Source organism: Spirosoma flavus (genome assembly GCF_054778555.1).
Genome location: NZ_BAAGZL010000001.1, coordinates 1,061,591 through 1,082,288 on the forward strand (window position 1 = coordinate 1,061,591; position 20,698 = coordinate 1,082,288).

Sequence of the window (20,698 nt, forward strand, 5' to 3'; positions counted from 1 at the left end):
TTTTTACGACGTAGCACGGTTCACTTCAATCGACTGACCGGTACTGGAAACGGCTTTCCCCGGTTCAAACGTCAGGTCAATACGTCCCAGATTGATACCCGCAAACCCAACCTGATTGATCCAGACGGGTTGTCCATCCCGATTATTAACGGCTACGGGTGCATCCAGAAAGGTATGTGTATGACCACCAATAATCAGGTCGATGTTACGTGTCTGAGCGGCCAATACGTTATCCGAAACGGTTGAATCGTTGTATTTAAAGCCTAAGTGAGAGAGGCAGATAACATAGTCACACTTTTCTTTAGCCCGTAATTGAGCGGCTGTATCATTGGCGATTTCAACGGGATCGAGGTATTCTGTTTCCAGATAAGCACTTTTCGGAATGAGTCCTTCTGGCTTGATACCCAGGCCAAATACTCCCACCCGAATGCCATCTTTCTCGAACACCTTGTAGGGCTTTGAGCGGCCATCCATGGCTGTATTTTTAAAATCGTAGTTGGCGATCAGGATTGGAAAACTAGCCTTACCAAATTGCGTCACCATATTGTCGAGTCCACCATCGAAATCGTGGTTGCCGATGGTACCCGCATCGTAGCCAAGCTGGTTCATCGCCAGAATTTCGGGCTCACCTTTGTAGAGATTGAAATAGGGTGTTCCCTGAAAAATGTCGCCCGCATCGAACAGTAATACGTTAGGTTGTTCCTGGCGAATCTTACGAATTAACGTAGCACGACGAGCCACTCCACCTTTGCCCGCATTCCGACTGCCATCCATCGGGAACGGATCGAGTCGGCTGTGTACATCGTTTGTGTGCAGAATGGTCAGCGACGTAGCTTTTCGCCCAATACTACGTCCAGCATGGGCCAATACGTCGGGGGCTACCGAGCCAATAACGGCGGCAGTGCCAAGCAGTTTCAGAAACTGACGTCTATTCGATGCTGATACGTCCATCGGAAGTTGGATTTATAGGTTGGCCTGTTTTGCCTTGTTCTTTGAAATAATCGATAAGTGCGTCGCGCACCAAATAATTGATGTCTTCTCGCTTAATGGGGTTTTTCAGAAAGCCCGCATCGTCGCCACCATTCGCTACGTAGTCGCTCATCAATACAGTATAATTCTCGTTTGGCTGAAGCGTGCGCCCATTGGTAAACGTAACAGATTGCACCTGCTTATCGTGAACTTTTGCCCGTATGCCACCAACAACCAATCCGCTACCCTGCACAAAATGATTGAGCATTTTCTGAAGCATATCGCCCGTAACGGTCAATACAACTAATTGATTATCAAATGGCATGACTTCAAAAACTGAACCGATGGTAATATTGCCTTTCGGTAAATTAGTTCGAATACCACCGTAATTCAGATGAGAACAATCAATCGGTTTGCCGTAGCGTTGAGTAGCCTGTTTGAGCATCGCATCGGTGAGGATGTCATTCAAAGGCGCATCAGGCAGCCCTTTCTCGATAGATCCGGTCGATTGAGCCAGAACCTCGTTCATAGTTTTATCGAGTTTCTCCCGGTAAGGCTGTAGGAAACGGGCAACGCTGCTGTCAGTTGAGGCCGATAACGAATCAACACCAATGCGATTCGCCTTACGTGAGGCCAGATGGTAGCCGCCTGGACCGCAGGCCCAAAGGCCGATTAAAGCCAGAAACAAAAACGATTTCTTCATACGTATCGGTAAGTTCGGAAACGTTACGTAATCGTGCACCAAAAAAAGAAGAGAAAATGTTAACAACCTCCCCAAAAATAAGGAGATAAGCCCGTAGGAACGGCTTGTTAATGAAATTTAATACACTTGGAAGAGATTCCGACGTAGCACAAATGTGTTAAATCTGGCCATCGGGCAACGTAATCGTCGTGGGCTCTGGTCGATACCCAACCCGCCGAACACGTCCAAAACCACCGAAACCAATTTGCAAATTGATGAAACCACCCGCAAAGGGCTTGGTATCGAGCATCGGACTGTATGACAATTTGGTACGTATGAACCAGAAACTGGACTCTGCCCGGTCAAATTTAGGCGTGTTGTCGCCTAATTTTATGTCGAGAACGAGGCCGCCGGTGGGGGCGTAATCGGTAAGCGAGAAACCTTTGTATCGTTCGTCTTTGCGATCAGTAGGTGCCAGCGCGAGTAATCGGTAGCCGAGGTAAGGAATAACGCGGAGCCGGGGTGAATCGCTTACAATTTGCCCGATTCCCGCTTCGAACATCATTGGTGTAACCGACATACCGCTCTCCCAGGTATGATTCTGATAATCAAAACCTGCACGAATTGTGCCGTTATAAAGAGTCGGGTGCAGCATGAAGATAGTTCGTCGAAGTGCTACGTCGATGCCAAACACAACGCCCCCCGAGGGTGTAAAGACTTGAGAGATAGGGCCTATTGGCTGCATCAGCCCGCCACCAAAAAAGAAACCATAGCCAACTTTTGAGGTGTGATACGTAGTGACCAGATCGGGCGTATCGTAGAGCCGCTGCACAACCTGCTGTTGCCAACGTTTTAATTCCGTTACGTCGTCACCCCCGCCCGTTTCGGCCCGAAACCGATTCACTTCACCACCCAACTCCGTGTTGGTCATGTATTCAATCTGCTTCGCCTGCTGTTTAAATCGTCGGTCGGCTCCCAGCGCCACCAGTTTAGCTTTCATCTGTCGCGTATGCACTTCGACCAAATCGAACAGAACTTGATTGTAAGCCAGCGTTCGCTCATGACGAGCTGTTTCGGAAACCCACGACAGATTGCGGAACATTAAACAGAACGACTCAATAGCAGGCGCGCCCCAAGTAGAAAGTGTACGGGCTTCATAACCAATCTGATAATAAAATTCGGAACCACCCAGGCCCGGTTGTGTAGGCGAACGAAAATCGGAAAGTTGAAGCCGCCGTGTTGCACTCCAGTGTAACGTATCAATTGTTGCCTGGGCCGAGCCGAGCAAGGGCAACAAAAGCAGTACGAGGAGTAAACGTGCCATAGCAGGTATCGCTAAATATGGAGTGTAAAAATAGCAGTTAAGTTATTTATAACAAGTCACTTAACCTTAATTCGAATCCGGGCAGAATACCCTCGCCTGACAGCGTTACGGAAAAAGGTTTTGTGACCGATTCCGTATCAGGCCGGTAAATGGTGGTTTGTTGATTAAACGGATCAATAACCCAGCCAAGTTGAACACCATTTTGCAGATATTTTTCCATTTTGGCAGGCAGCGTATATTTTTCATCCGAATCACTCATCAGTTCAATCACAAAATCAGGACAGATTTTGGCGAATTTATCCTGCTCATTTTCGGAAAGACTACTCCAGCGTTTCTGACTAATCCAGGATACATCTGGCGCACGAACTGAGGTATCGGGGAGGGTAAAACCTGCGCTTGAATCGGCTACTAAACCCAACTTTGCTTTACGATTCCAAAGACCAATTTCAATAATTAAATCCGCGTTTCTTATTCCAGTTTTTGTATTTGAAGGCATTTCAAAAATAATCTGGCCGTTGGCTTCGCGTTCGATGCGGAGCGTAGGATTGGCCTGACAAAAAGCGTAAAACTCATCATCGGTCAGGCGTTCATCCCGGCGTAGGGTAGGATTGAGGGGAAACATCATCGTATTAGTCGTTACCTTGTGTCAATAGTAACAATTTTTCCCTGAAAAAATCGCAGTTTTCTAAAAAGGCAGAGGGGAGAAAGGAAAAGGGGCACATAGCTCTTTTCTTCCTTTCTCCCCTCTGCCTTACTCGTTTAACGGCTTAGTACCGATACATTTCCGACTTAAATGGACCGTCAACCGTTACGCCGATGTAATCAGCTTGTTCCTGTTCCAGCGGCTCCAGTTTTGCGCCAACGTGGGCCAGGTGAAGGGCAGCCACTTTCTCATCAAGTTTTTTCGGCAGTACGTATACTTTGTTTTCGTACTTGTCAGAATTCGCCCAAAGTTCGAGTTGTGCCAGCGTCTGGTTCGAGAACGAGCACGACATCACAAAGCTGGGGTGACCCATGGCACAGCCTAGGTTCACCAGACGACCTTCGGCCAGTACGATGATTTCTTTGCCATCAATTTCGTACATGTCAACCTGTGGTTTGATCTGGCTCTTGGCGTGGCCGTAATTTTCGTTCAACCAGGCCATATCAATTTCATTGTCGAAGTGACCAATGTTGCAGACAACGGCCTTATCTTTCATGGCTTTGAAATGACGACCTTTGATGATATTGACGTTACCCGTTGCGGTTACGAAAATCTGAGCACGCGTAGCGGCTTCGTCCATCGTAACAACTTCGTAACCATCCATAGCCGCTTGCAGCGCGCAGATTGGGTCAATTTCGGTTACCAGTACGCGGCAGCCAGCGCCACGTAGCGACTCAGCCGAGCCTTTACCTACGTCGCCGTAACCAGCTACAACGGCCACTTTACCAGCCAGCATCAAATCAGTTGCCCGACGGATAGCGTCGACCAGCGATTCGCGGCAACCGTATTTGTTGTCAAATTTCGACTTTGTTACCGAGTCATTTACGTTGATAGATGGGAGGTGCAACGTACCGTTTTTCATCCGCTCATACAGGCGGTGAACACCCGTAGTGGTTTCTTCCGATAGGCCTTTAATGCCCTGAATCAGTTCAGGATAAACGTCGAAAACCATGTTGGTCAGGTCGCCACCATCATCGAGAATCATGTTCAATGGCTGGCGATCTTCGCCGAAAAACAGCGTTTGCTCGATGCACCAGTTGAACTCTTCTTCGTTCATCCCTTTCCAAGCATACACCGGAATGCCAGCCGCAGCGATTGCCGCAGCAGCGTGATCCTGCGTCGAGAAAATGTTACAAGACGACCAGGTCACATCAGCACCCAGTTCAACCAGCGTTTCAATCAGAACGGCGGTCTGGATGGTCATGTGCAGGCACCCGGCAATGCGGGCGCCCTGGAGTGGTTTCGAGGGGCCATATTCAGCCCGAAGCGCCATAAGGCCTGGCATTTCGGCCTCAGCCAGACGAATTTCCTTGCGGCCCCATTCGGCCAGCGCGATGTCCTTAACCTTGTAGGGGACGTAGGTTGACGTTTGCATAGTGTTTAAGACAAGTGAAGCTCCATTTGCACGTAGTATCGGCCACTCGCTTCACGGTTGATTTCTTAGTAAAGTGCAAAAATAAGGGCAAAGATGCAGAATCCCTACCCGAACGGAAATACTTTCGTAATTGAACACTGCTACGTAGCACGTAGTAAGCTTCGGCTAATCTGTTTTAAATGATTTTCCGTACTACGTTAATAATCAGTTTTCGGCTGCCTGCAATCGGGCGACTTTACCATCCATCGTCGTTACCAAAACGTCGTGGTCGTTTAGTACGCAGATCCGGTTAACCATCGCGTTCGATAGTTTGTGCGCCCAAATGACTTGACGTTTAGGCCGATAAACGGCAAAGACAACACCATCGTCAGTTGGAACAAATATCTTGCCATTTCGCTCCGTGATGGGCGACGGACTAATCTCGTATCCGAACTTACAGTTAACGTACCATTCGGGCTTCGGCTGGTCGGCACGAGTTGATAAAGCCCACAACGTATCGTTCATGCATTTTACATAGAACAGGGATTTGTCTTCTGATAATCCGCTGGATTCGAAGCCTTTATGCTCATTTGTTTTCCAGATTTCTTTCCCCGTCTCGGCGTCAAGTGCGGTTACGGTTCGGTCGGGTGTTTGCAGAAAAATACGGCCGTCGGTCAGAACGGGTACGCCCGCTGCGGGTGAGAAATTGCGGCCTTTGCCATTGGTCCAGGTCCAGTCGAGTTGGCCAGTTTTTTTATTGAACGCGTAAAGCGACGACCCCCAGGAACCAATATAAACCCGTCTTTTATCGGCAATCGGTACTGATTCGATAAATCCTTTTATACCGTCGGAGATCCACTGTTCAGTACCATTTTTCAGCGACAACGCCCGGAATTTCCCTTCCGAACTACCAATGTATACCGTTTTTCCATCGATGAGCGGGCAGGCCACAATCGGTTTTCCGGTTGCTACGTTCCACAATGGTTTGCCGCTACGTTTGTCCAGACAATAAATGGTTCCATCGGTCGATGCGACGACGATCCGATTTTTCTGCATGGCTGGCGTCGAATAAATTTTTCCACCTGTCGGGAAGCGCCATTTTACAGAACCGTCGGTCAGTGAAAGAGCCACAACCTGCCCGTTTGTGTTGGGATAAAACGCCATTTCTTTGTCGGCAATGATCCCCGCGCCGATGTCGCTGCTGTCCTGTTTTTCCCAGACGGCTTTCACGTTGGCGTACTGCTGATTAACCTGGTAGGAGGGACGTTCATACGTAGCGTTCGACTGGGCGAAGTGGTGATTCACCAGCGGAATTACACGCCAGGGAGCGGCCGTCTGACCGGGCGCATCGCCAACAGTGGGCGTACGTACTGCAAACGACAACGTGTCATTTTGAATCGTGACGAGATTATAACCACCAACCGCATCTTTGGCCCGCAGATTCGAACGGCCCATCGTGCCTGGAATGCCTTCGAAATCCATCGCTTTATTGGCATGACCGTGCCCGCAGAAAGCCGCCTGTACGTTCGTTTTTTTGATTTCGTCGATGATTAAATTCCAGTTTGCCAGCGAGTTATCGAGTGGGTAGTGGTTCAGAAAAATAACTGGTTTGTCGGAGCCTTTCAGTTTTTCGACTTCACTACGTAGCCACAGTACGTCTTCGCGACTCACCAGCCCCGGCGACATGCGCATGTTAGGACCGCTGCCGCAGCCGATGAACCGATATTTCCCAAAATCGAAGGCAAAATGTTCAGCACCAAATACTTTTCGAAAGCTATTGCAACCGTTTTCAGACCATTTCGTATCGTGATTTCCGGGGAAGACGTACCATTTTCGGGTAAGCCCATCCATGATTTTTTTTGCCTGCGCAAACTCAGCATCGGAACCGAAATCCGTTACGTCGCCGGTGAAAATAATGAAGTCGATGTTGGGTAAAGCGTTGATATCGTTGACGGTACGTTGCAGATCTTCGGCGGCTGTTTCGGGGGCGCCTACGTGGGTATCAGTCACGAAAGCAAACCGGATGGGTTGCGCCAGTGCTACGTGGCACACGATCAGCAGGAGAAGAAACGTAATGAATTTGGACATGTCGTTGAGAATGGCTTGATCACCAGATTAGGTGTATGATTTCAGGTTTTAGAAGTTGTTCGCGTATGATCTTCGTCGCATAGCGACCTAATGTTTGTAGTCAGAAATATCTCTAAGCTCACGTCGCGTAGCGACCAAACCAATTAGTCTGGTAGTTAGGTCGCTACGCGACGGAAAGTTCTATCACACGATTTTATTATACAGACCTTAGGTCGCTATGCGACGAAAACTACGTGCAATCAATTTCTTCCAGCGTTCTGGCTGCAAAGTAACGCACACATTTTCCAAATTCCCCGCTCCAACTTGGGAACGCCATAGGATAACCCTCCGTTAATTTAGATAGAGAAGCTATGCTACGAAAACAATTACCATGAACGAAATTTCTATCATTCCTTACGATCCTGCCTACCAACCCGATTTCAAACGCCTGAATGTTGAGTGGATTTCACATTATTTCACGGTCGAAAAACACGATCTCGAACAACTGGATGAGCCTGAAAAATATATTCTTCCCAACAAGGGCCAGATTTTTTTCGCCAAAGAAGGGGACACCATTCTCGGTTGCGTAGCGATTGTAAACATGGGCGAAAGTGGTTTTGAACTCGCCAAAATGGCCGTTTCGCCCGAAGCGAGGGGCAAGGGTATCGGAAAAAAATTGTGCGTAGCCGCCATCGACTACGCACGTGAAATTGGTGTAAAAACCCTTTGGCTCGAATCGAATCGCCGACTAACGCCCGCCCTGACTATGTACGCCAGCGTTGGTTTTCGCGAGGTGCCGAGCGTACCAACGCCCTATGCCCGCGCTGATATTCGTATGGAAATGAGCCTGTAACGCGGACATGCTGTCCGCAAGTATTTACCTTCGGACAGCATGTCCGCGTTACTTTTTCGGCATGACGTACTCAAACGTATTGTTAATCGGAGCCTCAAAGTAGTTGACTTTCAGATAATCTAAGCGTTTATTGTGAACAGCCAAACGTTGCTTGAAATCGTCCAGATTCTTGCTTTCCATCGGCGTCCAGGCGGTTTCGGCAACGGCAATCAGGCGGGGAAATGCCATGTATTCAACGTAGTGTGTCGTTGGCATATACTCCGACCAGACGTTGGCCTGAACGCCCAGTACGTGTTTAGCTTGGTCAGCGGTTAAACTATCTGTCACCGACGGATTGAAGCTGTAAACTTTATCCAGTGGCAGCAACCCCCCGATAGCAACGGGTTGCGTTTTAGGATCAGCCTGGTAATAATCGAGGTAGCAATACGTAGTGGGGCTCATCACTACGTCGTGGTTCTGCCGGGCGGCCGCAATACCTCCACTGATGCCGCGCCAGCTCATTACGGTAGCATTCGGCGAAAGACCGCCTTCCAGAATTTCGTCCCAGCCAATGATACGTCGTCCTTTCGACGTAACGAATTTGTCGATACGCCGGATGAAATAACTCTGAAGTTCGTGCTCGTCTTTCAGTCCTTCTTTCTTCATCAACTCCTGACAGAATTTGCTTTGTTTCCATTCTTTTTTCGGGCATTCATCTCCACCAATATGAATGTATTTGCTTGGAAACAAGTCCATTACTTCGGTCAGTACGTTCTCCAGAAACGTGAAGGTTTCTTCGCGCGGAAACAGTACGTGATCATGCACGCCCCAAGTGCCTGAAACCGGCATAACCTGATCGGGATTGGCGCCTAACTCCGGATAGACCGATAACACCGCCACCGAATGCCCCGGCATTTCAATTTCGGGAATCACCGTAATGAAACGATCCTGGGCATATTTCACTACGTCGCGAATATCATTCTGCGTATAAAAACCGCCGTATGGTTTGTCGTCGTATTTGCGATCACGATAATGCCCCACCATCGTTGATTGACGAATGGACGCTTCTTGGGTTAATTTAGGGTATTTCTTGATTTCGATGCGCCACCCCTGATCCTCAGTCAAATGCCAGTGAAACACGTTCATTTTGTGAAGGGCCAGCAGGTCGATGTATTTTTTGATGAACGCCACTGGATAAAACTGGCGACCAGCGTCAAGCATTGACCCACGATATCCGTAGCGAGGACGATCTTCAATGGCAACGGCCGGCACCGTCCACGTAACGCCATCCACTTTCGTCGGGCTAAAAACGGCTGCCGGCATCAATTGCATCAGCGTTTGTACGGCGTAAAAATAGCCCTGCGGTTTTTCGGCCGAAATCACGATTTGTTTGGGCGAAACGGTCAGTGTATAACCTTCCTCTCCCAATTTTCCGCCACTGGCCGGCACAAACGAAATACCTTTCGACGACTTGCCCGTAGTGACAGTCGGCAACGTACCGATTGATTTCCCCAACTGGTCGGCCAGAACCTGCGCAATCCGACGTACTTCCGGATCGGTTGCTGCTACGTTAATAGTTGGTTTACCAGGTAATACGTACTGCCCACTACGTGTTTCCAGGTTTGTGGGTTTCGGCATTATAGCATACGTACTGGTCTGAGCACGTAACGCCTTTATCGTCAGCCCAAATACGACTAAGCAGACAAGCAGTTTTTTCATGGCAAAGAGTTATCGGATTTACCCTACAAAACTACGGGATGTTCGAATCGGGAGAGCGTCAAAACAAAGCATGTGGAAAACCAAAGCCGTTCTCTATCTATTTTTATTGACCCACGTTTGAGCTGAATTGAAGACAAAACACGGCTATACAGGCAAAATAGCCCTACATTCTGATTTGAGACATTGAGTGCGAAAACGTTTGCACAATTTCAATATTTTTTCAGAATCGTTACTGTAAATACGGCCCCAGCACTTTGGCCCAACGTTCATAGCCGGCCGGGAGCATGTGTAGGCTATCGGACTTAAATAATTCAGGAACAGGCTGGCCATTTTTTAGAAGCATGACGGGCCGAATATCAACGAATTGCGTTTTTTTCTGCTTGGCCAGAAACTGCTGAATCAACGTATTGCCCGCGTCAATTTCCGAGAAATATTTCCGTCGCGAGGGACTGGGTTTTATAGAGATAAACGTGAACGTAGCGTCAGGCAATTTCTTCCGAACGTTCAGAAAAAGGGTGACGAAGCGATCATAGATCTGCTGACCCGTTGCGCCTGCAGCTGCGTCATTTTCACCGGCATATAAAACGATCTGTTTGGGGGCATAAGCAATAATATTTCGATCGGCGTAATGAATAACATCGTTCAGCGTTGATCCACCGAATCCACGATTCAAGACAGTTTTGTTCGGGAAATAATTAGCCAGGTTATCCCAGAGCCGGATAGACGAACTGCCAGTAAACAGAATAGGTCGCTGGGGTGGAGGAGATGTTTTGTCGGCTTTTTCAAACGCCTGAATTTCAGCTTCAAATTTGTTCTCCTGAGCAAAGGCAAAAATGGGCAACAGGAACAGTAATACGTAGCGTAACATAAGAGTGAGTTGTTTTTAGATAAAAGGCAATGACTGGCTTAAACTCATATAAAGCAGAACCGGGATTTAACTGATTGAAGGATTTTTAGGATTTTGTTTTCTCGCTTCAAAGAAGCGCTTATTGACAAAATCGTGTTAATCCTTCAATCAGCTAAATCCCGGTTCTGACTAATTTAATCCGCTGCCTACGGCTTGACTAACTTAATCGTTTGCCGCTGGCCTGGAATACTGACATCCAACAGATAGATACCGCTGGTCTGACCCACATGCACCCGAATGCGTTCGTCACTACCCGCTTGATCAATCGTCTGCTCGTGAACCGGGTGGCCCTGTGCATTCACCACCCGTAGACGCAGCGCACTGCCGGCGGCTCCTTTCACACCCACTTCCACGCTTTCACCAATCACCGGGTTGCCCAGCACCACCACTTCAAGCGAGGTTTCAGGCGCACCCACCCGCGCCATGGCGTTGCAGGCCGCCAGCCAGTTGTAGCTGTACGTCGCTTCCCCAGGCGTACCCGCCTGAACCGCCTTCAGAACAATCACCGGATTGTCCGTGTACAGACTCAGTTGGTAAGGACCAGGATTCGTCGTGGGCGTCAATTCGTTGACCACCGAGAAGCTGATGGCCTGACCCGTGGCGCCCTGATAGACGGGGTTGAAGCTGATCGACTTGCGGTTCGCGCTCAGGCTGGTGCAGTTCAGCAGCGTGGCCCCCGTGATGGCAAAAGCCGTCGTGCTCGTGTTCGGATTGACCGTCAGGTTGAAGACCGTGAAGGTCGATAAGCCACCGGGATCTGTCGCCGTCACCGTCACCGAGTAAGGCGCAGCCATCGACACCGAAGGCGTACCCGAGATGTTGGCTGGCGGATTGAAGCTCAGACCAGCTGGTAGTCCACTCACCGACAGAGCCAGACTGCCCGGCGTTTCAGCATCATTGAACGTGTTAGCCGGAATGTTGAAGTTGTAACTCACGTTGATCGTCGCCGACTGTGGCCCAATTGGGTTAGCCACGGTAGGTGGCGTGTTGGTCGAGGGTACGTTGTTACAAGCGTCTAACCAGTTGTAGTTGAAAGTGGCTTCACCCGGCGTGCCTTGCTGGGTGGCCTTGAGCACAATCACCGGATTATCCGTGTACAGGTTCAACTGATAGGGTCCAGCTGCCGTCGTTGGCGCCAGTTCGTTGACCACCGAGAAGGTAATCTGTTGCCCATTCAACCCGCTATAGACTGGGCTGAAGCTGATGGCCCGGCGGTTCGGCGTTAGCGAGCTACAGTTGACCAGCGTTGCTCCCGTGATGGCGAAGGTGCTTGGCGGGGTCGAGGTTTGCGGATTGACCGTCAGGTTGAAGACCGTGAAGGTCGACAAGCCACCGGGATCCGTCGCGGTCACCGTCACCGAGAAGGGCGAGCCGGCCGAGGTGGACGGTGTACCCGAGATGGTGGCTGGTGGGGTGAAGCCCAGACCGGCTGGCAGACCGCTCACCGACAGAGCCAGGTTGCCCGGCGTCTGGGCATCGGTGAAGGTGTTGCCCGGAATCACGAAGCTGTAGCCCTGATTGACCGTCGCTGATTGTGGACCAATCGGATTGGCCACGGTGGGCGGGGTATTGGTCGATGGCGTACCGTTGCAGGCGTCTAACCAGTTGTAGCTAAAAGAGGCTTCACCTGGCGTATTCTGCTGAGTGGCTTTGAGCACAATCACTGGATTGTCCGTGTACAGCGTCAGGCTGTAGGGACCCGAGGCTGTCGTCGGGGGCAGTTCGTTGACCACCGAGAAGCTGATGGGTTGACCGGTCAGACCGCTGTAAACTGGAGTAAAGCTGATGGCTCGCTGATTCGGGCTCAGGGTCGTACAGTTGACCAGATTCACACCCGTGATGCCGAAGCTCTCCGTTGTGGGGGCAGGCAAGACCGTCAACTGGAAGGTGGTGAAGGTCGATAAACCGCCTGGATCGGTAGCTGTCACCGTTACCGAGAAGGGCGTACCCACGGTGGTCGATGGCGTACCCGAGATGAAATTCGGCGTAAAGAAGCCAATTCCCGGTGGTAGACCCGTCACCGCATACGTCAGGCTGCTGGGTGTTTCAGCATCGGTGAACGTACCTGGATTAATCACATAGCTGAAGGTCTGATTGACCGTGGCCGACTGGGGCGCGATCGGTGCTACCACTGAGGGCGGTGTATTGGGCGCCGTCATGCCCATGCAGGCGTTGAGCCAGTTGTAGCTGAAGGTAGCTTCGCCGGGAGTTCCCTGCTGGGTGGCTTTGAGCGTAATCACCGGATTATCCGTATACAGATCTAACGAATACGGCCCTGTCTGGGTGGTCGGTGGCAGTTCGTTGACCACTGAGAAGCTGATGGGCTGACCGTTCAGGCCACTGTAGACGGGTGTGAAGCTGAAGTAGCGACGGTTGGGTCCCGATGGGCTACAGCTCAGTATGTTCACACTGACAATGGTGAAGCTACCCGGAGGTGGGCAATCCTGATAGGTGACCGATGTGCTGGCCGCCGATGAACAACCATCTGAATTGGTAGCGGTTACCGAATAGACACCGGTGGCGCTCACCGTAGCCGTGTTACCACCCGAACCACCTTGCTGAGCGGCCCCTAGGCTGAAGACGTAGCTGGTGAAGCCTGGCGTGGCCGTCAGGGTCACCGTTGTAGTAGAGCAGCTCAGCGGACCGTTAGCCGTCAGACTTACGGGCGTGGCAGTCGTGCTGCCCGTTACCGTTACGTTGGTGCTGGACTGGCAACCTGACGCGTTGATAGCCGTTACTGAGTAGGTGCCAGCCGCATTCACTGTAGCTGTATTACCAGCCGAGCCACCTTGCTGAGCAGCCCCAGCACTGAAGACGTAGCTGGTGAAGCCTGGCGTAGCGGTCAATGTCACCGTCGTATTGGAACAGCTCAACGTACCACTGGCGGTCAGGTTAACTGGCGATGCAGTCGTGCTACCCGTCACCGTTACGTTGGTGGTCGACTGGCAGCCATTTGCATTGGTAGCCGTCACCGAATACGTACCGGCTGCGTTAACCGTGGCGGTGTTACCCGAGGAACCACCCACTTGGCTAGCACCTGCGCTGAAGACATAGCTGGTGAAACCTGGCGTAGCGGTCAAGGTCACGCTCGGTGCCGAGCAGCTTAATGGACCACTGGCCGTCAGGCTTACCGGGGTAGCAGTCGTGCTGCCAACAACCGTTACGTTGGTGGTTGATTGGCAACCGCTTGCATTGGTAGCCGTTACCGAATACGTACCGGCTACGTTCACCGTAGCGGTGTTTCCAGCTGAGCCACCCTGTTGGGCTGCGCCTGCGCTAAAGCTGTAGCTGGTGAAGCCCGGCGTTGCCGTTAGGGTCACCGTCGTATTGGAGCAGCTCAGCGGACCGTTAGCCGTCAGACTTACGGGCGTGGCCGTGGTGCTGCCGGTTACCGTTACGTTGGTGGTCGATAAACAACCCGACGCATTTGCGGCCGTCACCGAATAGGTGCCCGCCGTGTTCACCGTGGCTGTGTTGCCCGTCGAGCCGCCTACTTGGGCTGCCCCCGTGCTAAAGGTATAGCTGGTGAAACCGGCTGAGGCTGTCAGGGTAACACTGGTGGCTGAACAGCTCAATGTTCCACTGGCGGTCAGGCTTACCGGGGTAGCAGTCGTGCTGCCGGTTACCGTTACGTTGGTCGTCGATACGCAACCATTGGCATTCGTCGCAGATACCGAATACGTACCGGCTATGTTCACCGTGGCGGTATTTCCTGAAGAGCCACCTTGCTGAGCAGCCCCAGCACTGAAGACATAGCTAGTGAAACCTGGCGTAGCGGTCAAGGTCACGCTCGGTGCCGAGCAGCTTAATGGACCACTGGCCGTCAGACTTACCGGGGTAGCAGTCGTGCTGCCAACAACCGTTACGTTGGTGGTCGATACACAACCCGACGCGTTGATGGCACTGACCGAATAGGTACCCGCCGTGGTGACTGTCGCCGTATTGCCAGCCGAACCACCCACTTGACTAGCGCCAGTGCTGAAGCTGTAGCTAGTGAAACCAGCCGTGGCTGTCAAGGTAACACTGGTGGCCGAGCAACTCAACGCGCTGCTAACCGTTAGATTAACGGGCGTAGCGGTCGTGCTGCCCGTTACCGTTACGTTGGTAGTGGATAAACAACCCGACGCGTTGGCGGCCGTCACCGAATAGGTGCCCGCCGTGTTCACCGTGGCCGTGTTGCCCGTCGAGCCACCTACTTGGGCTGCCCCCGTGCTAAAGGTATAGCTGGTGAAGCCGGCTGAGGCTGTTAAGGTAACACTGGTGGCTGAACAGCTCAATGTTCCACTGGCAGTCAGGTCAACAGGCGTAGCGGTGGTGCTGCCGGTTACCGTTACGTTGGTGGTCGATACGCAGCCATTGGCATTCGTTGCGCTCACCGAGTAAACACCCGTGGTGCTCACGGTAGCGGTGTTACCGGCCGAACCGCCTACCTGGGCAGCTCCTGTGCTAAACGTATAGCTAGTAAAGCCAGCAGTAGCCGTCAGGGTAACGCTGGTGGCCGAACAACTCAACGTGCCACTCGCTGTCAGACTTACTGGAGTAGCGGTCGAACTACCTACAACCGTGATCGTGGTCGTCGAGATACAACCGCTTGCGTTGGTAGCGCTTACCGAGTACGTACCGGCGGTGTTGACCGTAGCAGTATTACCCGTCGAGCCACCCACTTGATTCGCGCCTGCACTAAAGGTGTAGCTAGTGAAGCCTGCCGTGGCTGTTAACGTAACACTGGTGGCCGAACAACTGATCGCGCTGCTAACCGTCAGGTCAACGGGCGTTGCTGTCGTGCTTCCGACTACCGTTACGTTGGTGGTCGATACGCAACCGCTAACCGCAGTCGCTGTCACCGAATACGTACCAGTCGTTGCGACAGTAGCGCTATTACTGGTTACTCCATTAGCCTGCGTAGCGCCTGCGCTGAAGGTATAGCTGGCGAAACCGGCTGTAGCTTCCAGCGTAACGGTGGGCGCCGTGCAGCTCAGCGGACCGCTGGCTGTCAGCGAAAGGAACGGGGATCCTACGGTGCCTACTGTACGAGCAGCAAGGGCATTACCAGTCGTGGTATTTCCGCTTACTACGCCACATGCATAAATCGAGTTACCCCGGTCAAAATAGTCGGAAACATCATATTGCGAGTCGCCATCGGTTGGCGTGCCCGTTAGACGGTTACGGTTCGGATCGCCACTGACAGGGGTTTGCTGCTCCTGGATACCGATATCGTTACCCGATACCGTATTGCCCGTTACCAGATAATTAACCCCTTCAACAACGATACCGAAACCTTCGCCGGTATTAGGCTGGACAAAACCCGATACATTGTTATTGCGAACCACAGCTCCCTTCGGCGTTTCCTGATTGTTCACGCTCACCGCTGCCGCCCGCCGTATTACTGCGATACCCGCTACGTCGCGAGTACCCGCGACGTTAGTGGCTCCGCTGATGTTGTTGCTTTCAATAACCAGACTTCCTGGCCCTGACGTAGCACCGGTACCGATGGACGATTTAACCTCCATACCGTAGCGACCGTTGTTGGAGATGGTGTTTCCCGAAACCAGGTTGGCACCTCCACTAGCCAAAGCGCCCAGTAAAGAAAGCCCTGCATCGCCGTTACCCGATAACGTATTGCCCGTTATCGTCACGCCCGTAGCCGTTCCTTCGTTGATGTCAATACCCGTCAGGCCATTGTTCACAACGTAGTTGTTAGTTACCGTGATGTTCTGCTTGAGGTTGTTGAAAATAATGAATCCGCGTCCACCATTTCCGATGCCGTTGCTGGCCAGTGTCGAGTTAGTAACCGATACGTTGGTTAACGTTCCAGATGTCTCCAGAATAATACCATGCACAGCATTGCTCGCCGAGATAACACCCGAAATCGTCAGGTTATTGTTGGTTTGTCCACGGATACCATTACCACTACCGTTGGGCGAACCTGCCTGATTTTTGATGGTTAAATTCTGGATGTTAATGCCCGCTACGTTATCGCTTAACGTAAAGCCGTTTCCTGCACCCAACCCTGTACCGTCGATGATCGAGCCGGTCTGGCTTACGCCTGTAATAGTCAGTGGTTTGGTAACGTTAACGTGCTCCGCAAAAGTGGCCTCCGCCAATTGAATAACGTCGCCCGAATTTGCTGCATCAACGGCTGACTGGATGGTACTGTACGACTGATTCTGCGTGATGTTCAGCACTGGGTTGAAATACGTAATCAGACCAAGTGCGGAATTGTCTGGTTTGTGCGTCAGTTTGGTTTCCAGCGCAGCCCGTTCCCCTGCCGTCATGGTTGAAGGGAGTTTCGGGCCGGTGCCCACATCGAATATGTTGTTGGCTGCATTCAGATTCACCGCGAAAGGAGCCGCCTGGGTGTTCGCCACACCGTTGCCGCCTGCCGTACCCGTGCTGCCGTCCAGCGCGATGAAGGTGCCTATATTAACATTGAAGTTATTCTCTGCTCCAGCCGTTCCCAGCACAATTGGCCCGAAGGTCGGATTGTCATTGTCCTGATTCAGGAAAACAAGGGCTGTACCGCTGTTGGGTACGGTGGAAGCATAGAAGGCATTACCCGTCAGGGTCAGCGAAACCACTGGGGTGAACGTACCACTCGAAGAACTCAGTTCTTTCGTATCGAACGTAACGTGGCGATACGAATTGGAAGTAGCAAACGGGTCGAACCGGTTGTTGGTCACGTTCACCGCCTGATAGTTTTCCAGACTGATACCCCAGTTGTGACTGGCAAAGGTGTTACTCGATACCGTAGTTAGCTTGGCGTTGGTGTTGTTCTTGAGCCGTAGCAGCGAGCTATAGGTGTTGCTGAACGTACCGTCAAAGACGTTGCTGTTAACGATAATGTTACCTGCTCCGGCGTTGTGCTCGGCCAGTTCGATACCTCCACCCCGGATGTTGTTGTTGGAGACGTTGATATCGCCGTTGGAGCCGAAACGTACCTGAATATCCTGGCTGATGGTCTGAATGGTGTTGCCCGTGAACGTACCACCGCCTTCATCCACGGCGATACCCGAACGGAACGATGCCGTCAGGCCATTGCCATTGACCGTGTTGCCGGTAGCCGTAATGGAATTGACCCCACCAGTGGCCACGCGGTAGGCCGCGTAGTTGATGCTGATCGCGTTCCGTTCGCCATACGACCCAGCGGGCGTACCGATAGGATCGATGATGTTGTCCTTAACGGCGATATTGTCGATGCCAGCGGCACTAGCGATAATAGCGCTACGTAGTCTGGCAAGATCAACCACAAAGTGGATGCCCTGAATGGTGACCCCATCAGCCGATACGTCGAAGAGGGTAGGTTTGCCACTAACTGTGCCGGAGTAGGCAACCGTTGTGCTGGCTCCCTGGCCTACAATCGTTACGCCCTTGTTGACCAGTACCTGCTCATCAAAAGCATATTCCGCGAGTTGCAGGACATCACCAGGATTAGCTGCATTAACAGCCGCCTGGATGGTGCCATACGTAGTGCCTTGGGTAGTATTCTGCACCGGATTGAACGTGCTGATCAAACCCAGAGCTGCGTTGTCTGGCTTGTGCAGCAGTTTGGTCTCCAGCGTAGTCCGCTCCGCTGGCGTCATGGCTGCGGGAAGCTTCAACCCGCTGCCGACATCGAAGCGGTCGTTCGTCGCACTCAAATTCACCGCGAAAGGAGCCGCCTGGGTGTTCGCCACACCGTTGCCGCCTACCGTGCCTGTATTGCCGTCCAACGCGATAAATGTGCCCAGTGAGCTGGTGAAATTGTTCATACCCAGTACAATCGGACCAAACGTAGGATTGTCATTGTCCTGGTTGTAGAAAATCACAGCTGTTCCACTGCCTGGTGACGTAGTACCGTTGAACGTATTGCTTGTCAACGTCAGCGAAACGACGGGCTGGAACGTACCACTCGAAGAGCTCAGTTCTTTCGTATCGAACGTAACGTGGCGATACGTTGTAGAACCCGTGGCTGGTGTGAACTGGTTGTTAGTAACATTAACGGCCTGGTAATTTTCCAGGCTGATACCCCAGTTGTGACTGGCGAACGTATTGTTCGAGACAGTCGTCTGCTTGGCTGCGGTGTTATTCTTGAGCCGTAGCAGCGAGGTGTAGGTGTTGCTGAACGTACCATCGAAGGTGTTCCCGCTAACGGTAAAGTTACCGGCGCCTGCATTGTGCTCGGCCAGTTCGATACCTCCACCCCGGATGTTGTTATTCGAAACGTTGACATCACCGTTGGAGCCGAAACGTACCTGAATATCCTGGCTGATGGTCTGAATGGTGTTGCCCGTGAACGTACCACCACCTTCATCCACGGCGATACCCGAACGGAATGAAGCTGTCAGGCCATTGCCATTGACTGTGTTGCCGGTAGCCGTAATGGAATTAACCCCACCAGTGGCCACGCGGTAGGCACCATAGTTGATGCTGATGGCGTTCCGAAGCCCATATGTTAATGGACCGGCCGGGTTGGGAGGGGAGTTGATCGGATCAACGATATTGTCTTTGACCGCTATATTGTCGATGTCTAGAGCTGTGGCAACAATAGCACTGCTGAGTTTAGCGAGATCCACGATAAAGTGGATGTTCTGAATCGTAACATTATTGGCTGATACGTCAAAGAGAGTGAGTTTGCCAGTGGGGGTGCCCGAAAACGAGACCGTTGTGCTGGCCCCCTGGCCTACAATCGTTACGCCCTTGTTGACCAACACCTGTTCGTCGAAAAGACCAGCGCTAGCCGTGAGTATATCGCCCGCAGCTGCTTCGTTTACCGCTAGCTGAATCGTAGAATACGCAGTACCTGGCTTGTTATTATTTGTAACTGATTTGTCGAACGTATTGCCTGAACCCGTAATCGAAGCAGGTGCAGGCGCTTGCGTACTTGCAATTTCGTTGTTACTGAACGTATTGTTATTCGCATCCACTGGGCTAGGTGAGCCAGCGTCGACAAACGCGTCGATACCAACATCATTACCTGTGAACGTATTGCCGTTGGCTGTAATCGCTCCGTTGTTGTAAGCCAACAGCCCGGCCGAAGAATACCCGCTGTTTGAGAAGTCAATATAATTGTTCCCCGTGATCGTTGAACTCTGGACGTTGCCCGTTGCACCCCGGCTAATCTGAATCCCGTTCTGCGCTAGAGCTGTTGTCGCCCCTGCGCCTGTGATGATTGAATTCTGAATGACGCCGTTTGAGCCAGCACCATCTATAACAATACCACCTTTCTGATACGTAGAAACCGTTACGTTAGTTGCCGTTAGGCTACCTGGAGAGCTGAGGTAGTCGAAACCCGCCCGGATACCAACACCCGTTTGACAGCCAAAAAAGGATGCCATTGGGTCAAGATAGATGTTCGTTATCGATGATGAGCTCAGATTCAGTGCAGCTCCTCCATTGATATTGATGCCATAAAATAAATCACCGCATCCGTTTGTCGGCGTAAGAGGGCCATTAACCCGTATACCCGTTATAGTTACGGTTACACCAGCGCCACGTACTTCAATAATATTCCGTTGATCAGTATCCGCCTGACCTGCTACTAAGGAGCCAGGTGCCTGCACAATAGTATTATCGCTGCCAGCTCCATTGATAGTCAGCGATTTTGTAATAAGTACTTGTTGTGGGTACGTACCAGCAGGCACCGCAATGACGTCGCCATTGTTAGCAGCATTCACGGCGGACTGTATGCTGGCATAATTGCCCCCACCGTTAATGGTAATCTGCGCCAGTACCTCCTGGCTGCTAAACCAGCTGATCAGAATCGCGAGTACGGCGAAAGCCCGCCGATAGGGCGGTGACGTAAGGGCATAGACGCTACGGTCTCTGGGTATCAGATCTGTCAAATCTGAAGGCACCCTCAGCGTCGGAGAAAGGAGCCATCGTATAAACGATAGCATCTCCCTCAATGAGCGTTGTAAAGCTGCATTCATGGATTAAGAGATAATTGATTGAAATTGAACAGGTATTAATTGAAATTAACGGAAATGCGTTTCGCAAAAGCCGACGAAAGCTTATTCCAGTCCATGACGTAGCCACAGATTGGGAAGAATAAAGAACTTTAAATTCAGAAGGGAATACCCGAGTAATTGAACCTGGATAACGTAGTTAAGTCAGGTAAATTTCGGAAGACTTGACAGGATCATTTTCAGCGGTTTTGATGGCT

General features: G+C 51.4%; 10 protein-coding genes. 1 reads left to right on the forward strand and 9 read right to left on the reverse strand.

Annotated features, from left to right (window positions below; genetic code table 11):
- Positions 1 to 3: 3 nt before the first annotated feature.
- From ACYVF1_RS04100 to ACYVF1_RS04125, 6 genes are all read right to left on the reverse strand, one after another.
- The gene (locus tag ACYVF1_RS04100) at positions 4 to 951 is read right to left on the reverse strand and encodes a bifunctional metallophosphatase/5'-nucleotidase (RefSeq protein ID WP_461075884.1); all 948 of its coding nucleotides are present in this window, start codon (positions 949 to 951) and stop codon (positions 4 to 6) included.
- Complete coding sequence (locus ACYVF1_RS04105) at positions 929 to 1,672, reverse strand: 5'-nucleotidase C-terminal domain-containing protein (RefSeq protein ID WP_461075886.1); 744 nt, start codon at positions 1,670 to 1,672, stop codon at positions 929 to 931. Before ACYVF1_RS04105 ends, ACYVF1_RS04100 begins: the two co-directional genes overlap by 23 nt.
- A gap of 157 nt (positions 1,673 to 1,829) precedes the next feature.
- Entirely contained in the window at positions 1,830 to 2,975 is a 1,146-nt protein-coding gene (locus ACYVF1_RS04110) for a hypothetical protein (RefSeq protein WP_461075888.1), read from the reverse strand.
- A gap of 46 nt (positions 2,976 to 3,021) precedes the next feature.
- Positions 3,022 to 3,600, reverse strand: coding sequence for a Uma2 family endonuclease (locus ACYVF1_RS04115; protein WP_461075890.1), 579 nt, complete (start codon positions 3,598 to 3,600; stop codon positions 3,022 to 3,024).
- Between the two features lie 142 nt (positions 3,601 to 3,742).
- The gene (gene ahcY / locus ACYVF1_RS04120; RefSeq protein ID WP_461075892.1) at positions 3,743 to 5,053 is read right to left on the reverse strand and encodes an adenosylhomocysteinase; all 1,311 of its coding nucleotides are present in this window, start codon (positions 5,051 to 5,053) and stop codon (positions 3,743 to 3,745) included.
- Between the two features lie 204 nt (positions 5,054 to 5,257).
- Positions 5,258 to 7,120 (reverse strand): outer membrane protein assembly factor BamB family protein, encoded by a 1,863-nt coding sequence (locus ACYVF1_RS04125; RefSeq protein WP_461075894.1) that lies wholly within the window; start codon positions 7,118 to 7,120, stop codon positions 5,258 to 5,260.
- Positions 7,121 to 7,490: 370 nt separating this feature from the next.
- Between ACYVF1_RS04125 and ACYVF1_RS04130 the strand changes: the two genes are divergently transcribed.
- Positions 7,491 to 7,952: a GNAT family N-acetyltransferase gene (locus ACYVF1_RS04130; RefSeq protein WP_461075896.1), complete on the forward strand. Its 462-nt coding sequence runs from the start codon at positions 7,491 to 7,493 to the stop codon at positions 7,950 to 7,952.
- 48 nt (positions 7,953 to 8,000) lie between these two features.
- Here ACYVF1_RS04130 and ACYVF1_RS04135 read toward each other — a convergent pair whose 3' ends face one another.
- The 3 genes from ACYVF1_RS04135 to ACYVF1_RS04145 form a co-directional block, all read right to left on the reverse strand.
- The gene (locus tag ACYVF1_RS04135) at positions 8,001 to 9,650 is read right to left on the reverse strand and encodes a beta-N-acetylhexosaminidase (RefSeq protein WP_461075898.1); all 1,650 of its coding nucleotides are present in this window, start codon (positions 9,648 to 9,650) and stop codon (positions 8,001 to 8,003) included.
- Between the two features lie 229 nt (positions 9,651 to 9,879).
- Entirely contained in the window at positions 9,880 to 10,518 is a 639-nt protein-coding gene (locus tag ACYVF1_RS04140) for a GDSL-type esterase/lipase family protein (protein ID WP_461075900.1), read from the reverse strand.
- A 185-nt stretch (positions 10,519 to 10,703) separates the two neighbouring features.
- Positions 10,704 to 20,378 (reverse strand): putative Ig domain-containing protein, encoded by a 9,675-nt coding sequence (locus ACYVF1_RS04145; protein WP_461075902.1) that lies wholly within the window; start codon positions 20,376 to 20,378, stop codon positions 10,704 to 10,706.
- Between the last annotated feature and the right edge of the window lie 320 nt (positions 20,379 to 20,698).